This is a genomic window from Variovorax sp. Root318D1, from assembly GCF_001424835.1.
Classification (GTDB): Bacteria; Pseudomonadota; Gammaproteobacteria; order Burkholderiales; family Burkholderiaceae_C; genus Variovorax.
Genome location: NZ_LMCQ01000008.1, coordinates 112,198 through 131,653, shown reverse-complemented (window position 1 = coordinate 131,653; position 19,456 = coordinate 112,198). Strand labels below are relative to the sequence as shown.

The following is a 19,456-nucleotide window of genomic DNA, read 5'->3' as shown; positions in this document are numbered from 1 at the left end:
CCCCGAGGGGCATTTCTATGACATGGGACGTGGCGCTGATCCTCGTCACCGATGGCCTCGCCAATGGTGCCGTCTATCTGCTGGCCGGGCTCGGGCTGGTGTTGATCTTTTCCGTCACGCGAGTGGTGTTCGTGCCGTTCGGCGACATCGCGGCCTTCGCGGCCCTGTCGCTCGCGGCTTTCGAAACCGGCCGCGTCCCGCCGACCATCGGCATGGTGGCCGTGCTCGCCGCGCTGGCCCTGGCCACGGAAGTCGGCAGCCTCCTGCGGCGCGGGGAGACCAAGCGCATTCCCAAGGCGGTGCTGATGTGGGGCGTGCTGCCCGCGATTCCGTGCCTGCTTGCATGGCTTGCGGCGCGGCCGGGTGTGCCGGTGGCGGTGCACATCGCGGTGGCCGTGCTGCTGGTGGTGCCCATTGCGCCGCTGCTCGCGCGGGTGGTGTTCCAGCCGATTGCGGATGCCTCGGTGCTGGTACTGCTGATCGTGTCCCTCGCGCTGCACTTTCTCCTGTCGGGCCTCGGCCTGCTGTTCTTCGGGCCCGAGGGCTCGCGCACCACGCCGCTCACGAGCGCCGTGTTCACGCTGGGCGACGGGTTCACGGTCAGCGGCCAGGTGGTGCTGATGGTGGGCGCGGCCATCGTGCTGAGCGGGCTCTTCTTCCTGGTGTTCGAGCGCACGGTGGCGGGCAAGGCGCTGCGCGCCACGGCGGTGAACCGCATCGGCGCGCGGCTGGTCGGCATCCGGCCGGTGCGCACGGCGTTGCTCGCCTACGGCTGCGCCTCGCTGCTGGCCGGGCTCATCGGCGTGCTGATTGCGCCGGTGACCACCATGTATTACGACTCGGGTTTCATCATCGGGCTGAAGGCTTTCGTGGCCGCGATCATCGGCGGGCTCGTGAGCTACCCGATGACGGCGCTGGGTGCGCTGGCGGTCGGCGTGGTCGAGAGCTTCGCCTCGTTCTGGAGCGGCGCGCTGAAGGACGTGATCGTGTTCAGCCTGCTGATCCCCGTGCTCATGCTGCGCTCCTTTCTTGCGGCCCACGCCGAAGAGGAAGAAGACGAGGTGGACCAATGAACGACAACAACAGAAACGGCAAGCGCATGGCCTGGATCGCCGCGGTGGTCGCCGTGCTGGCGCTGGTGCCGGCGGTGGCGGGCAGCTTCACGGTCTCGCTGCTCAACGACATCGGCATTGGCGCGCTGGTCGCGCTCGGGCTGGTGCTGCTCACCGGCGTGGGCGGCGCCACGTCGTTCGGCCAGGCCGCCTTCGTGGGCATTGCCGCCTATGCCACGGCATGGCTCACCACCACGCAGGGCATGTCGCCATGGATCGGGCTGCTGTTCGCGCTGCTGCTCACGGGCCTGTCGGCGCTGGCCATCGGCATGCTCACGCTGCGGCTCGGCGGGCACTTCCTGCCGCTCAGCACCATCGCGTGGGGGCTGTCGATCGCCATGCTGTTCGGCAATGTCGATGCGCTCGGGCGGCACACGGGGCTGTCGAACATTCCGGCGCTGCGGATCGCGGGCTGGTCGCTGGCCGATCCGCGCGCGATGTATTACCTGATCTGGGTGGTGGTTGGGCTGGCCTGCCTGTTCAGCCACAACCTGCTGCAATCGCGGCCGGGCCGCGCGATCCGCGGACTGCGCGGCGGTGCCACGCTGCTGGCCAGCGTCGGTGCCGACGCCTACCGTGTGCGGCTCACGCTGTTCGTCACGGCCGCGCTCTTCGCGGGCTTGGCGGGCTGGCTCTACGCGCACATGAACCGGTTCGTGAGCCCCTCGCCGTTCGACGTGCGCGCGAGCATCGAGTACCTGCTGATGGCGGTGGCCGGCGGGCTGGGGCAGTTGGCGGGCGCGCTGGTGGGCGCAGCGCTGGTGCTGGTGCTGAAGAATGGTCTGCAAGACGTGCTGCCGATGCTCACGCAGCGTGCGGGGCAACTGGAGGCCGTGGCGTTCGCAACGCTCTTCATCCTGCTGCTGCACTTTGCGCGGGGCGGACTCATGGGCCTGCTGCGGCGCTGGACCCGCCGGCGCGCCGGTGCACAAGGTGCTTCGCGCTACGACGCCGCCGTCGTTGATCCGCTGCCGCATCGCCAGTTGCCACAGCGCGGCACGCAGGTGCTGTCGGTGAAGGGTGCGGTCAAGCGTTTCGGCGGATTGGTGGCGGTCAACGACGTGAGCTTTGAAGTGAACGCGGGCGAGATCGTTGGTCTGATCGGGCCTAACGGCGCGGGCAAGTCGACCATGTTCAACCTGCTGACGTGCACGCTGCCGATGAGCGCGGGGCAGGTGCGCTTTCTGGAACACGACATTGCCGGCATGCCGCAGCGGCAGGTGGCGCGGCTGGGCCTGGCGCGCACTTTCCAGCACGTGAAGCTGCGGCCGCACATGAGCCTGCTCGACAACGTGGCGCTGGGCGCGCATTCGCGCACGCGCTCGGGCATCCTGAAGGCGGGCCTGCGGCTCGACCGCGCCGAAGAAAAGCAGATCCTGCAGGAAGCGCAGCGCCAGCTCGATCGCATCGGCCTGGGCGACCGCGCGCACGAGCTCGCGGGCAGCCTGCCGCTGGGCACGCAGCGCATCCTGGAAATTGCGCGCGCGCTGGCAGCGGACCCGGTGCTGCTGGTGCTCGACGAGCCCGCGGCGGGCCTGCGCCGCAAGGAAAAGATGGCGCTCGGCGACCTGCTGCGCAAGCTGCGCGAGGAGGGCGTGACCATCCTCATCGTCGAACATGACATGGACTTCGTGATGAAACTGGTGGACCGTCTGGTGGTGATGAACTTCGGCTCCAAGCTTGTGGAAGGCGTGCCTTCTGCGGTCCGGGCCGATGAGCGCGTGCAGGCGGCTTACCTGGGGAGCGTCGTATGAGCGCAATGCTGGAAATCGGCGACCTGCACGTGTCCTATGGGCAGGTCGAGGCGGTGCGCGGAGTGTCGCTCGAGCTGCAGCCGGGCCAGATCATCTCGGTGATCGGCCCGAACGGCGCGGGCAAGACCACGCTGCTTGCGGCTGCGATGGGCCTGCTGCCGTGCAAGGGCACGCTGCGCTTCGAGGGCGAGGACCTGCAGGGGCTCGACGTGGAGGCGCGTGTGGAGCGCGGCCTGTGCCTCGTGCCCGAGAAGCGCGAGCTGTTCGGCGAGCTCACGGTGCTCGACAACCTGCAGCTCGGCGCCTATGCCAAACGGCTGCGCAGCGATGCGATGAAGCGGCAGCTGCAGTCGGTGTACGACCGTTTCCCGCGCCTGGCCGAGCGTCGCTCGCAGCGCGCCGACACGCTCTCGGGCGGCGAGCGGCAAATGCTCGCGGTGGGCCGCGCGCTCATGTCCGCGCCGCGCCTGCTGATGCTCGACGAGCCGAGCCTCGGCTTGGCGCCGCTCATCGTGCGCGACATTCTTTCGATCGTGCGCAAGCTGCGCGACGACGGCGTCTCGATCCTGCTGGTGGAGCAGAACGCGCGCGCCGCGCTCGAAACGTCGGACCACGGCTATGTGCTCGAAACCGGCGAGATCGCGCTCTCTGGTGCTTCGGGCGAACTGGCAAGCGATCCGCGGGTGCAGGCCACTTACCTCGGCGGAGGAACGCACGATGACGAATGACCCGCGCGCGGTGCCGGCCGTTCAACGTACTTTGCCCGACATGTTGCGTCGGCAGGCGGCGCTGTTCGGTTCGCGTCCGCTGCTGCGCATCGCGGGTCGCCAGTGGTCGCATTCCGAAGCGGCCGAAGAGGCGGGCGTGCGAGCTGCCGTGCTGGCGCAAGCCGGCGTCGCGCGGGGCGACCGCATCGCCGTCATGTGCGGCAATCGCATCGAGTTTCTCGAAACCTTCCTGGGTGCCGGCTGGATCGGCGCTTCCACGGTGCCGGTGAACACCGCCTCCATGGGGCCTCAGATCGGGTACTTTTTGGCGCATAGCGAGGCCAGGCTGCTGGTCATCGAAGCCGGCTTTCTGGAACGCCTGCAGACTGCGGAGCTTGCGCAGACGAAGCTCGAGGAAATCTGGGTTGTCGGCGATGCGCCGGCGGGCAGCGGTGCTGCATGGCAGCCGCCGGCCGGCGTGCGCGTGCGCGCCTATCCCGCTGGCGGGCCAGCCATTCCGCCCGCCGATATGCAGCCCGGCGATCCGCTGGCCATCCTATATACCTCGGGTACCACGGGCCCGGCCAAGGGCGTGGTGTGCCCGCATGCGCAGTATTTCTGGTGGGGCGCGAATAGCGCGGAGGTGCTGGGCGTGGGCGCGGAGGACGTGCTGTGCACCACCTTGCCGCTGTTCCACATTAACGCGCTCAACACCTTTGCCCAGGCGGCGCTCACGGGTTCCGAGGTCGTCTTTGAAACGCGCTTTTCGGCTTCCGGCTTCTGGCCTTCGATGCGTGCGAATGGCGCCACCGTGGTCTACCTGCTGGGCGCCATGGTTCCGATACTGCTTGCGCAACCCGCGGGCGAGGCGGAGCGAAATCATCGCGTGCGCACCGGGCTCGGCCCGGGCGTGCCCGACGCCGCGGGCAAGACCTTTTTCGAGCGCACCGGTGTTCGCCTGCTCGAAGGCTACGGCTCCACCGAAACCAACTTTGCCATTGCCACGGCGCCGGACTCGCCGCGCGGCGGCGTGATGGGATGGCTTCGGCCCGGCTTTCAGGCGCGCGTGGCCGACGAAAGCGATGCGGAACTGCCCACCGGAGAAGCCGGCGAACTGCTGCTGCGCGCCGACGAGCCGCACGCCTTCGCAAGCGGCTACTTCAACATGCCCGAGAAAACGGTCGAAGCCTGGCGCAACCTCTGGTTTCACACCGGCGACCGCGTGGTGCGCGATGGCGACGGCGCCTTCCGGTTTGTCGACCGCATCAAAGACGCGATCCGCAGGCGCGGTGAAAACATCTCGTCGTTCGAGGTCGAGCAGGTGCTGCTGAGCCACTCCTCGGTGGCCTCCTGCGCCGTGTATCCCGTGCAATCCGAGCTGGCCGAAGACGAGGTGATGGCCGCGCTGGTGCCGCGCGACGGCGAGCGCATCGACCCCGCCGAACTGGTTCGCTTCTGCGAGAGCCGGCTGCCTTACTTCGCAGTGCCCCGCTACATCGACGTGCTGCAAGACCTGCCGCGCACCGAGAACGGCAAGGTTCAGAAGTTCAAGCTGCGCGAGCGCGGCGTCGGCGCGCAGACCTGGGACCGCGGGCCAGCCGCTCGTTCGGCGGCCAAGGCATGAGTTTCGTCCGCACGCTTGCAGCGAGTTTGCCGGTTGACGAGGCGATAGGTCACAATCGCTAAAATCGTTCAGAACTAAACATTTCAGGTATGCACGCAAATTCACTGACTGGCCGCCACGCCCTCGTCACCGGTGCCGCGCGCGGCATCGGCGCCGAGATTGCCCGCACACTGGCTGCGGAGGGTGCAACGTTGACCCTGCTGGGGCGCGACGCCGATGCGCTCCGGCGCGTGGCCGACACGCTCGCGGGCCAGGGGCACGGTGTTGCCGCCGCCGACGTGGCCGACGCGCAAGCGGTGCAGTCGGCCTTTGCACTGGCCCGTACCGAGCGCGGGCCCATCGCCATCCTCGTCAACAATGCTGGCGCGGCCGAGAGCGCGCCGTTTCTCAAGACCTCGGTCGAACTCTGGCAGCGCATGCTGTCGGTGAACCTGACCGGCAGTTTCCTGTGCACGCAGGCGGCGCTGCCCGACATGCTCGAAGCCGGCTGGGGCCGCATCGTCAACGTCGCCAGTACCGCGGGGCAGAAGGGCTATGCCTACGTCGCAGCCTATTCGGCGGCCAAGCATGGCGTGATCGGGCTCACGCGATCGCTCGCACTCGAAGTGGCGCGCAAGGGCATCACCGTGAACGCGGTGTGCCCTGGCTACACCGACACCGACATCCTGCGAGCAAGCGTTGCCAACGTGGTGGACAAGACTGGGCGCAGCGAAGCCGACGCGCTGGCCGAGTTCTCCAGCGTCAATCCGCAGCGGCGCATCGTGCAGCCGGCCGAGGTGGCCGATGCGGTGCGCTGGCTCTGCGGCAATGGTGCCGCATCCGTCACCGGACAGTCGGTCTCGGTCTCGGGCGGGGAGGTGATGTGATGCGCAACGATGCCTCGCATGCCGCGCTCAGCGATGCAGAAGAACTCGGCCACGAGGCCCGCGCCGGCCGCGAAGATCACGCGATGCTCAGGCTCTGGCTGCGCATGCTCGCCAGCACCACGCAGATCGAAGCCGAGATCCGGCGCCGGCTGCGTGAGCGCTTCGGTATCTCGCTGGCCCGCTTCGACTACATGGCCCAGCTCTACCGCTATGAAGAAGGCCTCAAGATGCGCGTGCTGTCGCGTTACCTGATGGTGACCGGTGGCAACGTCACGGGCCTGACCGACGAGCTCGAGCGTGATGGCCTGGTGGCGCGCGCACACAGCCCAGACGACCGCCGTTCATGGATCGTGAGCCTCACGCCCAAGGGCCGCGCGAGCTTCGAGACCATGGCCAAGGAACACGAGCAGTGGATTCTGGAAATGTTCTCGGGCCTCGACATGAAGACCGTCAAGCAGATGCACACGCAGCTCGGCCAGTTGCGCGTGCACGTGATGCGCAGCGAGCCTTCGGGCGAGGAGGGCTGAACATGACGAGTGCAGCAGCGCAGCCACAAGAAGTCTCAGGTGCAGAGTTCCAGCGCCCGCGGATGATCCGCTTTTCCGATTGCGACCCCGCCGGCATCGTCTTCTATCCGCAGTACTTCGTCATGCTCAACGGCTTGGTGGAAGACTGGGTGAGCGACGGACTGGGCATCGACTACCACGCGTTTATCAGCGAGCGGCGCATCGGCTTGCCGACGGTGCGGCTCGAGGCCGACTTTCGCGCCGTGAGCCGCATGGGCGACAAGGTCACGCTCGGCCTGGCGGTGGAGCGGCTGGGCTCGCGCTCCCTGACGCTCGTGTTGCGCTGCTTCGATCCCGCCAGCGGCGAACTGCGCATGCAGATGAAGCAGGTGCTTGTGACTACCTCGCTCGAAAGCCATCGCGCGGTTGAGGTTCCGCAGGACATGCGCGCGGCCATCTTGCGCGGCGCAACGCCGTCGCGGGCCTGAAGCCAAACGAACCTACGCAGGCTCGCCCAATAAAAAAAGCCTGCTACCGATGAGGTAGCAGGCTTTTCAGCGTTTCCGCGATGTTGGTTGGTGGGCCCTGAGTGACTCGAACACTCGACCTACGGATTAAGAGTCCGCTGCTCTACCAACTGAGCTAAGAGCCCTTGCACTAGAAAACGTTTTGCGTTTTTTGGCAAGACCGCAAGTATAGCGTAAAAATTCCTGGGTTCAACGGTTTTGTACGCGGCGGCGTTAGCATTGGCCATCATCCGCGGGTCCCCGGGGGCCCTCCACCAGGAGAATCTTCCATGCCAGATACAACCACCATGCCTCATGTTGTGATCACCGGGGCCGCCGGCGCGTTGGGGCGCGCAGTGGCGCAGCATTTTCTGGAGCAGGGCGCACGCCTTGCACTGGTCGACCACCGTGCCGACCACCTGTCCGAGGTCTTCCCGGGCCTGGACAATTCGCAGCACCTGCTGCTGGCGGGCGACGTGACCTCGGCGGCTGAGATGTCGGAGCTTGCGGGCCAGGCTCTCAAGGCCTTCGGCCGCATCGACGCGTTGATCCACATTGCGGGCGGCTTCGAGATGGGCGAGGCCACGCATGCGCTCTCGCGTGCAAGCTGGGACCGCATGATGAATCTCAACGCCTGGTCTTTCGTCGCGGTCACGCAGGCGGTGCTGCCGTCGATGATCGAGCACGGCGCCGGCCGTATCGTGGCGGTCACGGCCAAGGTGGCGGCGCGCGGCCTGCCGGCCATGGCGGCTTACATCGCATCCAAGAGTGCGCTGCAGCGCCTGGTGGAAGCCATGGCGGCCGAGGCGGCGCCGCATGGCGTGGCCGTCAACAGCGTGGCGCCCAGCGTGCTCGACACGCCGGCCAACCGGCAGGCCATGCCCGACGCCAACCCGGCGGAATGGGTGTCGACCGCAGTGGCGGCGCAGACCATCGGCTTTCTTGCGTCGCCCGCGGCGGCGGCACTGCATGGCCAGCACCTGACGCTCGACACCTGAGACAGCAGATAGATCGGTAGTGACACAGGGCCCTGGCGCAATGCCAGGGCCCTTTTTTTGCCCTCTGCGGCCGCAATGGCGCGCGTTTTGGGGGCAGGCGCTTTGTCATGGATGCGGGCAGGGCGCGCGGGGCGCTTGTCTCGCTTCAGAAGGGGCGCACCGCTCATGTGCCCGGGCGGCGCAATTTCTACAGTGACTCCACGGCGAAACGTTGGTGCCCGATGAGGGCAGCAAGGCAACGCCAGCCGACCACATCACTGGAGACCTGCATGGAATCGATCACCTTGCCGCCAAGAAATTTCATGAACCTGCTGCGGGAAGACGCGGGCATGTCGTTCATGGAATTCGCGTTGCTCGGTTCCCTCGTGGTGTTCGTGAGTTTGTTGCTGCTGTTTGCTGTACGGCGCAGCGCCTGAATGCGCAACGGCAAATCAACAACAACGACATACGGAGCCATTCATGCGTGAATTCGACGCCTTCTTCGGACTGCTGGCAATGCTGGCAACTGATTTCCGCATGGTTGCGCTGCTTGTCCTGCTGGTGATAGCCGCAGTCAGCGACTTGCGCACATATCGCATTCCCAACTGGCTGACGTTCGGCGGCATGGTCTTCGCGCTGATCTACGGAACCTTCGCGGCTCGCACGCCGCTGGTGGGCGCGACGCAGGCACTGGCTGGGCTGGGAACGGGCCTTTTGATCATGCTGCCGCTCTATGCGCTGGGAATCATGGGCGCGGGCGACGTCAAGCTGATGGCCATGGTCGGTGCCTTTATCGGCCCCTATCAGACGCTGTGGGCCATTCTGTTCACCTGCATTGCGGGCGGCGCGGCCGCGCTGATCGTTGCCATGCACCGGCGCCGCCTCGGTCACATGTTGACCAACGTGAAGGACGCCGTGAACGGCATCGCGATGTCGGGCATTGCGGGCCTGCGGCCCAACGGAACCATCGACATGCAGCAATCCATCGGAAAGCTGCCTTACGGAATTTGCATTTGCGTGGGGACGATTTCACAGGTCCTGGCGCATCAACTGGGCTACGTGTAGTCCGCCATTTTCGTCCCACCGCACTCGGAGATTCGCATGAAAAACATCAAGGCACTCGGGCTGCTGCTGCTGGCCCTCCTCACTGGTCTGGCCGCCGCAGTCTACGCGGCGGGATGGGTCTCGCGACAGGGCGGAATCGCCTCCAACAAGGTGGTCGTGGCCGCGGTCGACATCGAGCTGGGAAGCCGGGTCAACCCCCAGATGCTGTCGCTGGTCGACTGGCCGAGCGGCTCCCTGCCGTCGGGCTCGTTCAAGGACGCCAAGTCGCTGGAAGACCGGGTGGTCAAGGTTGGCGTGCTGCGCGGCGAAGCCATTCTGGAGGGCAAGCTTGCGCCCGTCGGCACCAAGGGCGGACTTTCCGCGGTCATTGCAAACGGCAAGCGCGCCATGACCGTGCGAGTGAACGACGTGGTGGGCGTAGCGGGCTTCGCACTGCCAGGCAACTACGTCGACGTAATGGTCAATGCCCAACAAGACAAGAACCGTGGCGAGGAGAACCGTCAGATCAGCAAAACGGTACTTGAAAAAGTGCTGGTGCTGGCGGTGGCGCAGGAGGCCAACCGCGACGACACCAAACCCAAGGTGGTCAGCGCCGTGACGCTCGAGCTCTCGCTCGAAGACTCGGAAAAGCTCGACCTGGCTCGCAGCGTGGGAACCCTCTCGCTCGTGCTGCGCAACCAGATGGACAAGACCACGGTTGCGACCGCCGGTATCACCAAGGGCCAGTTGTTCGGCGAAAAGGAAATTCTGCCGATCTCCACCACTGTGGCAGCGCGGCCGGCCCCCGTGCGAGTGCCGCGTGCCGCCCCCGTGGCAATGCGGCAATCTGAGTGCGTGGAAGTTATCCAGCACGCAGCCCGCTCGCTCAATTGCTTCTGATCACCCCCGCAGGAGGAACCACAAGTGCAACATCTCTCTTCTTCTTCACCCGCCTGGCTGCTGGCGGCACTCATGACGCTGGCGGCACCCGCCATGGCCGCGGACGTAGTGGCTGCGGCGCCGGCTGCTGCTGCTGCAACCCCGGCCGCAGCACCGGCCGCTCCTGCCACCCGGCGCTGCACCGCGATCATCCCGGACGACCAGCCGACCTACGCCGTGCTCGGCAAGTCGGTGGTCATCCCGCTCAAGGCGCGAGTTGCGCGCATCGTGGTCAGCGGTCAGCCGCCAAGCGGCGCGCCAGCGGCTGCACCGGCCGCTGCCGCACAGCCGCCTGCCGCTGCGCGAAATGCAGGTGATGGCATTGCGGATGTCGACGTCATGCTGCTGAGCCCAACCGATCTTTTCTTCCGCGGCCGCCAGGCGGGCTCGATGAACGTTGTACTGCAAAGCGTCGACGGCACCTGCTACATCAAGGACGTCATCGTCACCATCGATCCGGGCGCGCTGCAGTCCAAGCTCGCCGAGTTGATGCCGGAAGAAAGCCGCATCCGCGTGCGCAGCGCCGAAAAATCGATCGTGCTCACCGGCGAGATCAGCGATGCGCTCAAGCTCGACGACGTGATGAGCCTGGCCATGGCCTATGGCGCCGACGGCAAGAAGGTGGTCAACCTGATGCGCGTGGCGGCGCCGCAGCAGGTGATGCTCGAAGTCAAAATCGCAGAGGTCAGCAAGACGCTGTTGGATCGCCTGGGGGCGCGCGTCGGCCTGCAACGCACGGCCAGCGGCGGGCTCAACACCTATTCGCTGATCTCCAACTTCTTGAGCGGCGGGGGCGGCCTTGTCGAGGCGCTGCGCATTGGCCGCGCATCCATCTCTATCGACGGCCAGAAAGACGACGGCCTGGTGCGCATCCTGGCCGAGCCCAACATCATGTCCATCAGCGGCCAGCAGGCCAGCTTCCTGTCGGGCGGAAAGATCTTCATCCCGGTTTCGCAGAACTCCAACGGCCGCGCCGGTTCGACCATCACGCTGGAAGAAAAAGAATTCGGCATCGGCGTGAAGTTCACCCCCACCGTGCTCAACGGCGGGCGGATCAATCTAAAGATGATCTCGGAAGTGTCGGACCTGTCGCAGACCGGTTCACCCTTCACCACCGTGGGCGGCGCAACCGCCGTGCTGCCTTCGCTGACCGTACGCCGCGCGGACACCACCGTGCAGCTCAACGATGGCCAGAGCTTTGTCATCGCGGGGCTCATCAAGAGCAACTCGACCGAAACCGTGAAGCGTTACCCCGGCTTGGGCGAGGTTCCGGTGATGGGGGCGCTGTTCCGCAGCACCGAATTCCAGAACGACCAGACCGAGCTGATGTTCGTCATTACGCCGCGTCTCGTTCGGCCGCTCGGCGATTCGCCTCGCGTTCCGACCGACAACCACGTCGTTCCAAGCCGCGCCGAGATCTACCTGAACGGAAGCCTCGAAAGCAGCACCCCGGCCCCGGTCGCACCGGGCAGCGATACCCAATAAGGAGCATCACCATGTTCTTCAAGTCGACCATCTTTGCGCTGACGCTGCTCGTAGGCACCGGCTGCTCCCACGTCACCCCCAACTATGACGCGCGCTTTGGCGATGCCGTGCGCGACGCCAAAAGAAAGATGACGCTCAACCCCAATGCCGGCAAAGACGGGAATCCGGTGGTGGGCATGGACGGCCGCGCAGCACGCGAGTCGATGCTGCAGTACCAGGAGTCCTACAAGACGCCGCCGCCAGCGGTGAACGTCATCAATATCGGCGGGGCGATAGGGGGCCAAAAGTAGTGCGCTGGTCCAACGACCGATCGCACTTCTTTCCATCGCCCTTTTTCTTTAGCAACCAGCTTTGTACGAAAGGAGAGTCACGACCAAAGTCATCACTCTTATGCACACATTTCACTCATTCAGTAAATCTTGTTTTCTCGTTTGAACCTTGAAAGGAAAGACTCATGTCCAACATTCTCCAATCCATCGGCCAATTTACCCGTAGCTTCCTGCGTGATGAAGAAGGCGCCCAAGTCATCGAGTACGCGCTGATCATCGCGGTCGTCTCGATCGCGCTGATCGTATTGCTGAGAGGGCTTACCGAAGATCCCGCTGGAGGCTTCGCGACATTCATCGGTCGCGTTACCACCTGTCTGACTACAGGGGCCTCTTGCATCTAGTAGCTGGGGCTGAGGCGCGCGAGCGGGGCATGCCCCACGCTCGCCGCCTCGGTTTATAGGCCCGCATTCTTCTCAAAGAAAAAGGAGCAGTCCCATGGTCAAGTCCTTTCTGAAGGAAGAGGGCGGCGCCCAGGTGGTGGAGTACGCGCTGATTGTCGCTGTGATCTCAATCCTGCTTATCGTCGCGCTGCAGCCACTTGCAACTGACACCCGCCTCAGTGATCTGGTCGAGGTCGTCCGTACCTGCCTCGGCAATATGGACTGCGGCTGAAGCGCGGGGCTTTTTCGAACTGCCATCACTGCACAGGAAGACGATCATGAAAGTCCAGACTTCCGTCCGCCGCCAGCGCGGTGCGATGATCATCACCGCCGCTCTGGCCCTGCTGTTCCTCCTTGGATTCATGGGTATCGCGCTGGACTTCGGTCACCTGTTCGTTGTCAAGACCGAGCTTCAGACTGCCGTGGACAGTTGCGCCTTGGCAGCGGCGCGTGAGCTCGACAAACAAGCTACCGCGATCACCCGAGCCCAGAGCGCCGGGCAGTCGGCAGGCAACGCAAACCGGGTAAACATGCAGTCGGTCACATGGAGTGGGCAGGGCCAGATCGTCGCCGCTGACATCAGCTTTCGCGATACCGCCTATGCCCCCACGACCGATCCGCTCGTGGCCACCTATGCGCAGTGCGCGCACACACAGCCCAATATCGACATTTGGCTCATGAAGGTCATGGGCGCATTCTCCGGAAATGCTGCCGCTTACCCCGCCACGCAAAATGTCGCGGCCAGCGCAGTCGCAACCCGCGCAAGCGCGCAGACGACATGCCCCATTCCCGTCGGCGTGAAACCCAAGCCCGGTAGCGCCGCGCCCAACTACGGCTTCGCAGTCGGCGAGTGGGTGAAGCTGATCCAGGCGCAGAGCGGGGCTGCCGGTGGCGAGATCGGTTGGGCCAATCTCGATGGAAGCAACAGCGCCTCGGAGACCGAGTCCGAGATGAACAACTACTGTGGAACCGAGGTGGGCGATGTGCTCGGCACGCCCGGCGTCCAGACTTCGATCGTCGACGTCTGGAACCAGCGCTTCGGTATCTACAAGAACAGCGGAAATCCGAGCACCCAGCGACCCGACTACACCGGCTATGCCTACACGGCCCTCAGCTGGCCCGCGCAATCCAATGCCTACGACGGCCCGGCACCCGGATCGCCTGCGAGCGCCCAGAACTTCCTGACCAAGCGGGCAGCCTTTGCGTCCTGCGCCGACACCGGCACCAACGTGAAGGGCGCGAACGGCTGCGAGGCCATCACGGGGCTGTCGCTCAATGGCTTCCAGAAACTGGCAGCACCAGGCAATGTCGCGGGCGGTCACATGCAGTACGGGGCCGATCGACGCATCGTCACTGCGCCGATCATCGACGGCGCCGGGCATGTCATCGACTACGCCTGCCTGCTGATGCTGCAGCCGCTGAGCATTCCAATGACTGACACGTGGCTGGAGTTCCGCGGCAATGCCGGTGCAATCAACAGCCCCTGCACGACCAGCGGACTCGCTGGAGGTGCGGCGGGTCCGTTGGTTCCGGTCCTGGTGAGGTGATGCGAATGAAAAAGGCATCCAACTCCAGGCCGCAGCGCGGCGCAGCGCTGATCGAGCTAGCGCTCATCATGCCGCTCTTGCTGCTGCTCACATTCATCACAACCGAGTTCGGCCGCGCCATGTACGAGTACAACACGGTAGTGAAGGCGACCCGCGATGCGGTTCGCTACCTGTCGGTGCAAACGCCGGGCACGCACATCACAGAAGCTCGCAACCTGATGGTGTACGGCAACACCGCAGGCACGGGCACGCCGCTGGCTCGTGGCCTGAGCCTGACGAACGTGCCTGCGGGCAGTTGCTGCACCTGGCAGACGGTGGGGGCGAATCCAATCATCAACACGGTGACCGTGCGCATCAGCAGCTATACCTTCCATTCGCTCTTTCCGTCGGTGATGGGCGTCGTGTTTGCCGATGCAAACGGCGACATCGTCTTCAGCGACATCACCGCCACCATGAGGGCTCCATCATGAAACGCCAGATAGCCGGTGCCACCACCGTCGAGTTTGCATTGGGCCTGCTCGTCTTTCTGATGCTGTTCCTGGGCATCCTGGATTTCGCGCGCATGCTGTTCACTTGGAACGCGGCCAATGAGGCCACGCGTGCGGGGGCACGCTACGCCGTGGTCTGCGACGACACCAGCCAGCAGGCGCTGGTGCTGGCCCGCATGCAGGCCTTGCTGCCGCAGATCACCACGGCGAGCGTGGCATGGACGCCGGCGGGCTGCACCGCCTCCACCTGCGAGGGGGTCACGGTTGGCATCACCGGCCTCAACTACCAATGGATCTCGCCCATTGTCGGCGTGGCTGCGCCATTGATTCCGATGCCGAGTTTTTCCACCTTCCTGCCGCGCGAAGTGATGCGGAAGGACCCTCACAGCCCAACCATCTGCTCGTAGTAGAGACGAAACGGAACCCACCATGAAGATCTCGATCATCTCGCCCAACCCTGTCCACTTGCAAGAAATGCGCAAGGTACTCGAGGCACGCTCCCACGCCGTCTCGGTGTTCGAAGGAGGCAAGAGCCGCATGCAATGGGTCGTCGAGCGATCGGCACCCGACCTGATGCTGGTGGACGGCATGTGCTGCGACCCCCAGGAGCTGGAGATGGTCGAGCAGCTCACCATGCGCCACCCCGCCATTGCGGTGGTGCTGATGTGTGCAATGCAGACGCCAGAATTCCTGATTCTTGCCATGCGATCAGGCGTGCGGGAGGTGCTGCCTTCGCCGCCCGAGCCCGCGGCCCTCGAAGCAGCCGTGGAGCGCATTGCGATCAAGATGGCCGGCACGCTGGCGCGAGAACAGGGGCAGGTGGTTGCGTTCATGCCGTGCAAGGGCGGTAGCGGCGCGACCTTTCTTGCGACCAACATCGGACATCAGCTTTCGATGCGCCGATCGGTGCTGCTCATCGACCTGAACCTTCAGTTCGGCGATGCGCTTTCCTATGTGAGCGACCTGCGGCCGTCGTCCACGGTGGCCGACGTGGCGCGCGACATCGGCCGGCTCGACGCGTCGCTGCTCGCCGCAAGCGCGGTGAAAGTTGCACCCGGCTTCAGTATTCTTGCAGCACCGGATGATCTTTCGCGTGCGCTTGAGGTCAAGGCCGAGCACATCGACACCATTCTCCAGGTGGCTGCGGCCCAGTACGACTTCGTGCTGTTCGACCTTGGACTGCGTATGGATCCGCTCACCATTCGCGTTCTGGACCGTGCCGACCGCATCTTTCCGGTGCTTCAGCCGAGCCTGCCGCACATCCGCAACGTGACGCGCCTCATGCAGGTGTTCAAGTCGCTGGGCTATGCGGCCGGCAAGGTCGAGTTGCTGGTCAACCGCAGCGCCGGGGGCACAGAAATCGGGCTGTCCGACATGCGCCGTTCGCTCGGCGGCGCCACGCTGATCAGCGTGCCCGACGGCGGCAAGGACGTTGATGCGTCAATCAATCGCGGTGTGCCCTTAGCCGACATGTCTCGGAGCAGTCCGCTCTGCAAGCAGCTTGCGGAGATCTCGCACTCGCTCAGTCCGCGCCCAAAGGAATCGACGGGGTTCATTGGCCGGCTTTTCCGCAGAGCCTGAGCGCCCAAGGCGCCCCTGTAGATCATTTCTTCCCTATTCCTTCTTCCATAGCAAGGCAGGTTCCCCATGTCATTTCGAGAACAGCTCAATGCAATCGAAGCCGAACCGACCGCGCGCCCGCCGGGGCCGCACTTGGCAGAGGCGACGCTTTCGTCTTTTGCATCGGATTCCTACAAGCTCCTGAAAGAGCGAATGCACCTGAAGCTGCTGGACCGCTTTGACCTGGCCGCGCTCGAAACCCTGAAGCCCGAGCTTCTGCGGCAAGAAATCTCCACCATGGTCACGCGGCTGCTGCAGGAAGACCCCGAGGCGCTGAACGACATCGAGCGGCGCACGCTGATACGCGACATCCAGCACGAGATGCTCGGCTTCGGGCCCATCGAGCTGTTGATGGCGGACCCAACGGTCTCGGACATCCTGATCAACTCGCACGAACAGATCTACGTCGAACGCAGGGGTCGGCTGGAGCTGACGGACGTGAGCTTCACCGACGAGAAGCACCTGCTGCGAATCATCGACAAGATCGTGTCGCTCGTCGGCCGGCGTATCGACGAGTCCAGCCCTATGGTCGACGCCCGGCTGCCCGACGGATCCCGCGTCAACGCGGTGATTGCGCCGGTGGCGCTGGACGGCCCAATGATGTCGATTCGGCGGTTCGCAAAGATTCCGCTGAAGATGGAAAACTTGGTGAACGACCTGAAGACGCTCACGCCGCAGATGGCGCAGATGCTTGAAGGCCTGGCCCAGTCGAAGGTCAACATGCTGATTTCCGGTGGTACCGGCGCGGGAAAGACGACGCTACTGAACATTCTTTCGGGCTTCATTCCCGCCACCGAACGCATCATCACCATCGAGGACGCGGCCGAACTTCAGCTCCAGCAGCCGCACGTCGCGCGAATGGAAACGCGGCCGATGAACATCGAGGGCAAGGGCGAGATCACGCAACGTGCGCTGGTGCGCAATGCGCTGCGCATGCGGCCCGACCGTATCGTGATTGGTGAGGTGCGCGGTGCCGAGGCGGTCGACATGCTGCAGGCCATGAACACGGGCCACGAAGGCTCGCTGACCACCATTCACGCCAACACGCCCCGGGATGCGCTGGCGCGGCTGGAAAACATGATTGGCATGGCCAACCTGAACCTGCCGCACCGCACCGTGCGCCAGCAGATCGCATCGGCCATCACCGTGGTGATTCAAGTCCTGCGGATGATCGACGGCCGGCGCAAGGTCACCAGCATTCAGGAGATCACTGGCATGGAAGGGGAGGTCGTCACGATGCAGGAGATTTTTGCCTACCGCCAGACGGGCATGGGCCCCGACGGCCAGCTGCGAGGCTATTTTCATGCGACGGGCGTGCGGCCCAAATTCGTTGAACGGCTGCAGTCCTTTGGCGTCACGCTGCCCGACAACATGTTCGATCCCGACAAGCACTACGAATAGGAGGCCATCATGTTCGACAACCTGGTTGGCGACACTCTCATCATTCTGGCCGTGCTGGTTTTCGTCACGGTGCTGATGGTCATCGAGGGTCTTTACTTACTGTGGAACTCCTATCGGGGGGGCGATGCCAAAAAGATCGAAAAGCGGCTTCAGGCGCTCTCTGCCGGTGGCAGCCGCGGTGCGCAGGCGCGGCTCGTGAGAGACCGAATGCTCAGCGACGCACCGTGGTTGCAGAGCGTGCTGCTGAAGCTGCCGCGAGTGCATAGCCTGGATCGATTCATCTTGCAGGCTGGGTTGGAGTGGACGGTGTCGCACGTCCTGCTTGCCTGCCTGCTGTCGAGCGTGCTTGTTTTCCTGGCAATGATGTCGCTGGCAAACCAACCTGTGTGGGTTGCCGCATTGGCCGGCTGCGCTGGCGCGGCGGTGCCGCTGCTCTTGCTGAGCCATCGGCGCGGTCGCCGTCTGGCGCGTCTCGAGAGGCAGCTGCCAGAAGCCCTGGATCTGGTGACACGGGCCTTGCGAGCGGGCCATTCGTTTGCGAGCAGCGTGCAGATGATCGGTGACGAAATGTCGGAGCCTATTGCGGGCGAGTTCCGCATGGTGGCGGACGAGGTCAACTTCGGGGTCTCGCTGCAACAGGCACTCACGAACCTGAGCGAACGCGTGCCGCTCACAGACCTGCGCTACTTCGTGGTGTCGGTACTGATCCAACGCGATTCAGGCGGCAACCTGACTGAAGTGCTCGGCAATCTGAGCCGACTTATCCGCGAGCGGCTCAAGCTGCTGGGGCGCGTGCGGGTACTGTCGGCCGAAGGGCGCCTGTCGGCCTGGATCTTGGGGCTGATGCCGTTTGCTTTGGTAGCGCTCATGAACGTCTTCAATCCGGAGTTCATGTCGCCTTTGTGGACCGACCCAATCGGCATCATGATTATCAAGTACATGCTGGGCCTGATGGTGATCGGTGCGCTGATCCTGCGCAAGATTGTGAAAATCCGTGTCTGAAGGAGAAGAACATGCTGTTCCCTGTCCTTGTGTTCATTGCCGTTACCCTCGCACTCGGGGGCTTCATGATCTGGGTGCTGCCAACTCGCACCGAGCAGCGCTTGCGCGAAGTCGCACCTTCGGCAGGAAAGTCCGCGTGGGCCGAAACTGCCGTGAAGATCGTCGGTCCGTTCGCTCAGTTGTCCTCGCCTACCGAAGACGGCGAGACGTCGCCGCTGCGCCTGCGCTTTCTGAACGCGGGCGTCCGGCATACGGATGCGGCCCTCGTCTACTTCGGCTTGAAGACGCTGCTGCCCTTGGGTTTGGCCGGCTTGACATTCATGGCCGTACGCGCGGCAGGGGCTGGTGAGGGGCTGACAACGTTGTTGTGGCTGTCGGTTGCGGCGCTGTTCGGCTGCTACCTGCCGAACCTCGTGCTGCGGATGATGATTCGAAGCCGGCAACGCGAGATTTTCGAGAATTTTCCGGATGCGGCCGACCTGATGCTGGTGTGTGTGGAGGCAGGGCTCGGGCTGGACGCTGGGATGGTCAAGGTCACGGAAGAGATCCGCGTCAAGAGCACGGCCCTGGCGCAGGAGCTGCATTGGACCAATCTCGAGATGCGCGCAGGCGGCACGCGCGAGATGTCGCTGCGCAACCTGGCGCTTCGTACCGGGGTGGAAGAGATCGGGACCTTCGCGACCATGCTGACCCAGGCGGACCGATTCGGTACCAGCATCGGCGAGTCGCTGCGGGTGTTCTCCGACGATCTCCGCCACAAGCGGCAGGTGCGTGCGGAAGAGCTGGCCGCGAAGGTGCCCACCAAAATGCTGCTGCCACTGGTGCTGTGCATCTTTCCGTGCATTTCCATGGTCATTCTGACGCCGGCGGCAATTCGCGTGATCCGCATCATGATGCCCATGCTCGGCGGCCATTGATCCGTGGTGCACTGAAGCAAGGCGGCGGCGTCGCACGCCTCGCGTTCAGTGAGGCACCACATCCAGTTGGTGCTTGATAGCGTAGATATACAGCTCCAGCCGGTTCGCCACACCCAGCTTCCGGTAGATCGCCGTGAGGTGATTGCGGAAGGTGTGCTCGGTCACGAACAGCCGTGACGCAAGCGTCTTGTTCGGAGCGTCGTTGCCCTCGACCACGGCACGGATGACCTGCCGTTCCTTCTGCGTCAGGCT

Annotated in this window: 23 protein-coding genes and 1 tRNA gene; 22 read left to right on the top strand and 2 right to left on the bottom strand. The window is 64.5% G+C overall.

All coding sequences use genetic code 11. From position 1 onward, the window contains the following. Positions 1-17 precede the first annotated feature (17 nt). The 7 genes from ASC78_RS08855 (at position 18) to ASC78_RS08825 (ending at position 7,057) form a co-directional block, all read left to right on the top strand. Positions 18-1,073, top strand: coding sequence for a branched-chain amino acid ABC transporter permease (locus tag ASC78_RS08855; RefSeq protein WP_055799466.1), 1,056 nt, complete (start codon positions 18-20; stop codon positions 1,071-1,073). Next, positions 1,070-2,866 (top strand): branched-chain amino acid ABC transporter ATP-binding protein/permease, encoded by a 1,797-nt coding sequence (locus ASC78_RS08850; RefSeq protein ID WP_055799463.1) that lies wholly within the window; start codon positions 1,070-1,072, stop codon positions 2,864-2,866. The genes ASC78_RS08855 and ASC78_RS08850 overlap by 4 nt, the downstream gene beginning before the upstream one ends. Beyond that, entirely contained in the window at positions 2,863-3,594 is a 732-nt protein-coding gene (locus ASC78_RS08845; RefSeq protein ID WP_055799460.1) for an ABC transporter ATP-binding protein, read from the top strand. The genes ASC78_RS08850 and ASC78_RS08845 overlap by 4 nt, the downstream gene beginning before the upstream one ends. Beyond that, on the top strand, positions 3,584-5,197 hold the full coding sequence (locus ASC78_RS08840; RefSeq protein ID WP_055799456.1) for an ATP-dependent acyl-CoA ligase: 1,614 nt from the start codon (positions 3,584-3,586) through the stop codon (positions 5,195-5,197). The genes ASC78_RS08845 and ASC78_RS08840 overlap by 11 nt, the downstream gene beginning before the upstream one ends. A gap of 89 nt (positions 5,198-5,286) precedes the next feature. After that, complete coding sequence (locus ASC78_RS08835) at positions 5,287-6,063, top strand: SDR family NAD(P)-dependent oxidoreductase (protein WP_055799453.1); 777 nt, start codon at positions 5,287-5,289, stop codon at positions 6,061-6,063. Further along, positions 6,063-6,590 (top strand): MarR family winged helix-turn-helix transcriptional regulator, encoded by a 528-nt coding sequence (locus ASC78_RS08830; protein ID WP_055799449.1) that lies wholly within the window; start codon positions 6,063-6,065, stop codon positions 6,588-6,590. The genes ASC78_RS08835 and ASC78_RS08830 overlap by 1 nt, the downstream gene beginning before the upstream one ends. 2 nt (positions 6,591-6,592) lie before the next feature. Then, positions 6,593-7,057, top strand: coding sequence for an acyl-CoA thioesterase (locus ASC78_RS08825; RefSeq protein ID WP_055799446.1), 465 nt, complete (start codon positions 6,593-6,595; stop codon positions 7,055-7,057). 88 nt (positions 7,058-7,145) lie between these two features. Here ASC78_RS08825 and ASC78_RS08820 read toward each other — a convergent pair. Continuing rightward, positions 7,146-7,221: transfer RNA gene (locus ASC78_RS08820), tRNA-Lys, on the bottom strand. A gap of 144 nt (positions 7,222-7,365) precedes the next feature. Here ASC78_RS08820 and ASC78_RS08815 point away from each other — a divergent pair. The 15 genes from ASC78_RS08815 to ASC78_RS08750 all read left to right on the top strand — a co-directional run bounded on the left by ASC78_RS08815 (position 7,366) and on the right by ASC78_RS08750 (position 19,204). Then, on the top strand, positions 7,366-8,073 hold the full coding sequence (locus ASC78_RS08815; RefSeq protein ID WP_055799443.1) for an SDR family NAD(P)-dependent oxidoreductase: 708 nt from the start codon (positions 7,366-7,368) through the stop codon (positions 8,071-8,073). 269 nt (positions 8,074-8,342) lie between these two features. Beyond that, on the top strand, positions 8,343-8,489 hold the full coding sequence (locus ASC78_RS27695; RefSeq protein WP_200934285.1) for a hypothetical protein: 147 nt from the start codon (positions 8,343-8,345) through the stop codon (positions 8,487-8,489). A 43-nt stretch (positions 8,490-8,532) separates the two neighbouring features. Beyond that, positions 8,533-9,117, top strand: coding sequence for an A24 family peptidase (locus ASC78_RS08810; RefSeq protein WP_055799440.1), 585 nt, complete (start codon positions 8,533-8,535; stop codon positions 9,115-9,117). 36 nt (positions 9,118-9,153) lie between these two features. Continuing rightward, the gene (cpaB, locus tag ASC78_RS08805) at positions 9,154-9,996 is read left to right on the top strand and encodes a Flp pilus assembly protein CpaB (RefSeq protein ID WP_055799436.1); all 843 of its coding nucleotides are present in this window, start codon (positions 9,154-9,156) and stop codon (positions 9,994-9,996) included. A 72-nt stretch (positions 9,997-10,068) separates the two neighbouring features. Continuing rightward, positions 10,069-11,520 (top strand): type II and III secretion system protein family protein, encoded by a 1,452-nt coding sequence (locus ASC78_RS08800; protein ID WP_443082710.1) that lies wholly within the window; start codon positions 10,069-10,071, stop codon positions 11,518-11,520. Positions 11,521-11,531: 11 nt separating this feature from the next. Then, positions 11,532-11,810 (top strand): hypothetical protein, encoded by a 279-nt coding sequence (locus ASC78_RS08795; RefSeq protein ID WP_055799431.1) that lies wholly within the window; start codon positions 11,532-11,534, stop codon positions 11,808-11,810. Positions 11,811-11,974: 164 nt separating this feature from the next. Beyond that, positions 11,975-12,190, top strand: a complete 216-nt coding sequence (locus tag ASC78_RS08790) for a Flp family type IVb pilin (protein WP_055799429.1) — start codon at positions 11,975-11,977, stop codon at positions 12,188-12,190. 94 nt (positions 12,191-12,284) lie between these two features. Beyond that, the gene (locus tag ASC78_RS08785; RefSeq protein WP_055799425.1) at positions 12,285-12,461 is read left to right on the top strand and encodes a Flp family type IVb pilin; all 177 of its coding nucleotides are present in this window, start codon (positions 12,285-12,287) and stop codon (positions 12,459-12,461) included. Positions 12,462-12,507: 46 nt separating this feature from the next. Beyond that, positions 12,508-13,776 carry a Tad domain-containing protein gene (locus ASC78_RS08780; RefSeq protein ID WP_055799422.1) on the top strand — a complete coding sequence of 423 codons (1,269 nt, stop codon included), beginning with the start codon at positions 12,508-12,510 and terminating at the stop codon, positions 13,774-13,776. Between the two features lie 5 nt (positions 13,777-13,781). Then, complete coding sequence (locus tag ASC78_RS08775) at positions 13,782-14,246, top strand: TadE/TadG family type IV pilus assembly protein (RefSeq protein WP_055799419.1); 465 nt, start codon at positions 13,782-13,784, stop codon at positions 14,244-14,246. Beyond that, positions 14,243-14,671: a TadE family protein gene (locus ASC78_RS08770; RefSeq protein WP_055799416.1), complete on the top strand. Its 429-nt coding sequence runs from the start codon at positions 14,243-14,245 to the stop codon at positions 14,669-14,671. Before ASC78_RS08775 ends, ASC78_RS08770 begins: the two co-directional genes overlap by 4 nt. A 22-nt stretch (positions 14,672-14,693) precedes the next feature. Continuing rightward, positions 14,694-15,845 (top strand): AAA family ATPase, encoded by a 1,152-nt coding sequence (locus ASC78_RS08765; protein WP_055799413.1) that lies wholly within the window; start codon positions 14,694-14,696, stop codon positions 15,843-15,845. 66 nt (positions 15,846-15,911) lie between these two features. After that, positions 15,912-17,285: a CpaF family protein gene (locus ASC78_RS08760; RefSeq protein WP_055799408.1), complete on the top strand. Its 1,374-nt coding sequence runs from the start codon at positions 15,912-15,914 to the stop codon at positions 17,283-17,285. Positions 17,286-17,294: 9 nt separating this feature from the next. Next, complete coding sequence (locus ASC78_RS08755) at positions 17,295-18,287, top strand: type II secretion system F family protein (RefSeq protein WP_055799405.1); 993 nt, start codon at positions 17,295-17,297, stop codon at positions 18,285-18,287. Between the two features lie 11 nt (positions 18,288-18,298). After that, the gene (locus tag ASC78_RS08750) at positions 18,299-19,204 is read left to right on the top strand and encodes a type II secretion system F family protein (RefSeq protein WP_055799403.1); all 906 of its coding nucleotides are present in this window, start codon (positions 18,299-18,301) and stop codon (positions 19,202-19,204) included. A gap of 45 nt (positions 19,205-19,249) precedes the next feature. Here the strand turns inward: ASC78_RS08750 and ASC78_RS08745 are convergent. Further along, positions 19,250-19,456, bottom strand: a 207-nt coding sequence (locus ASC78_RS08745; RefSeq protein ID WP_162246093.1) for a response regulator transcription factor, incomplete at its 5' end; no start/stop codon positions are given.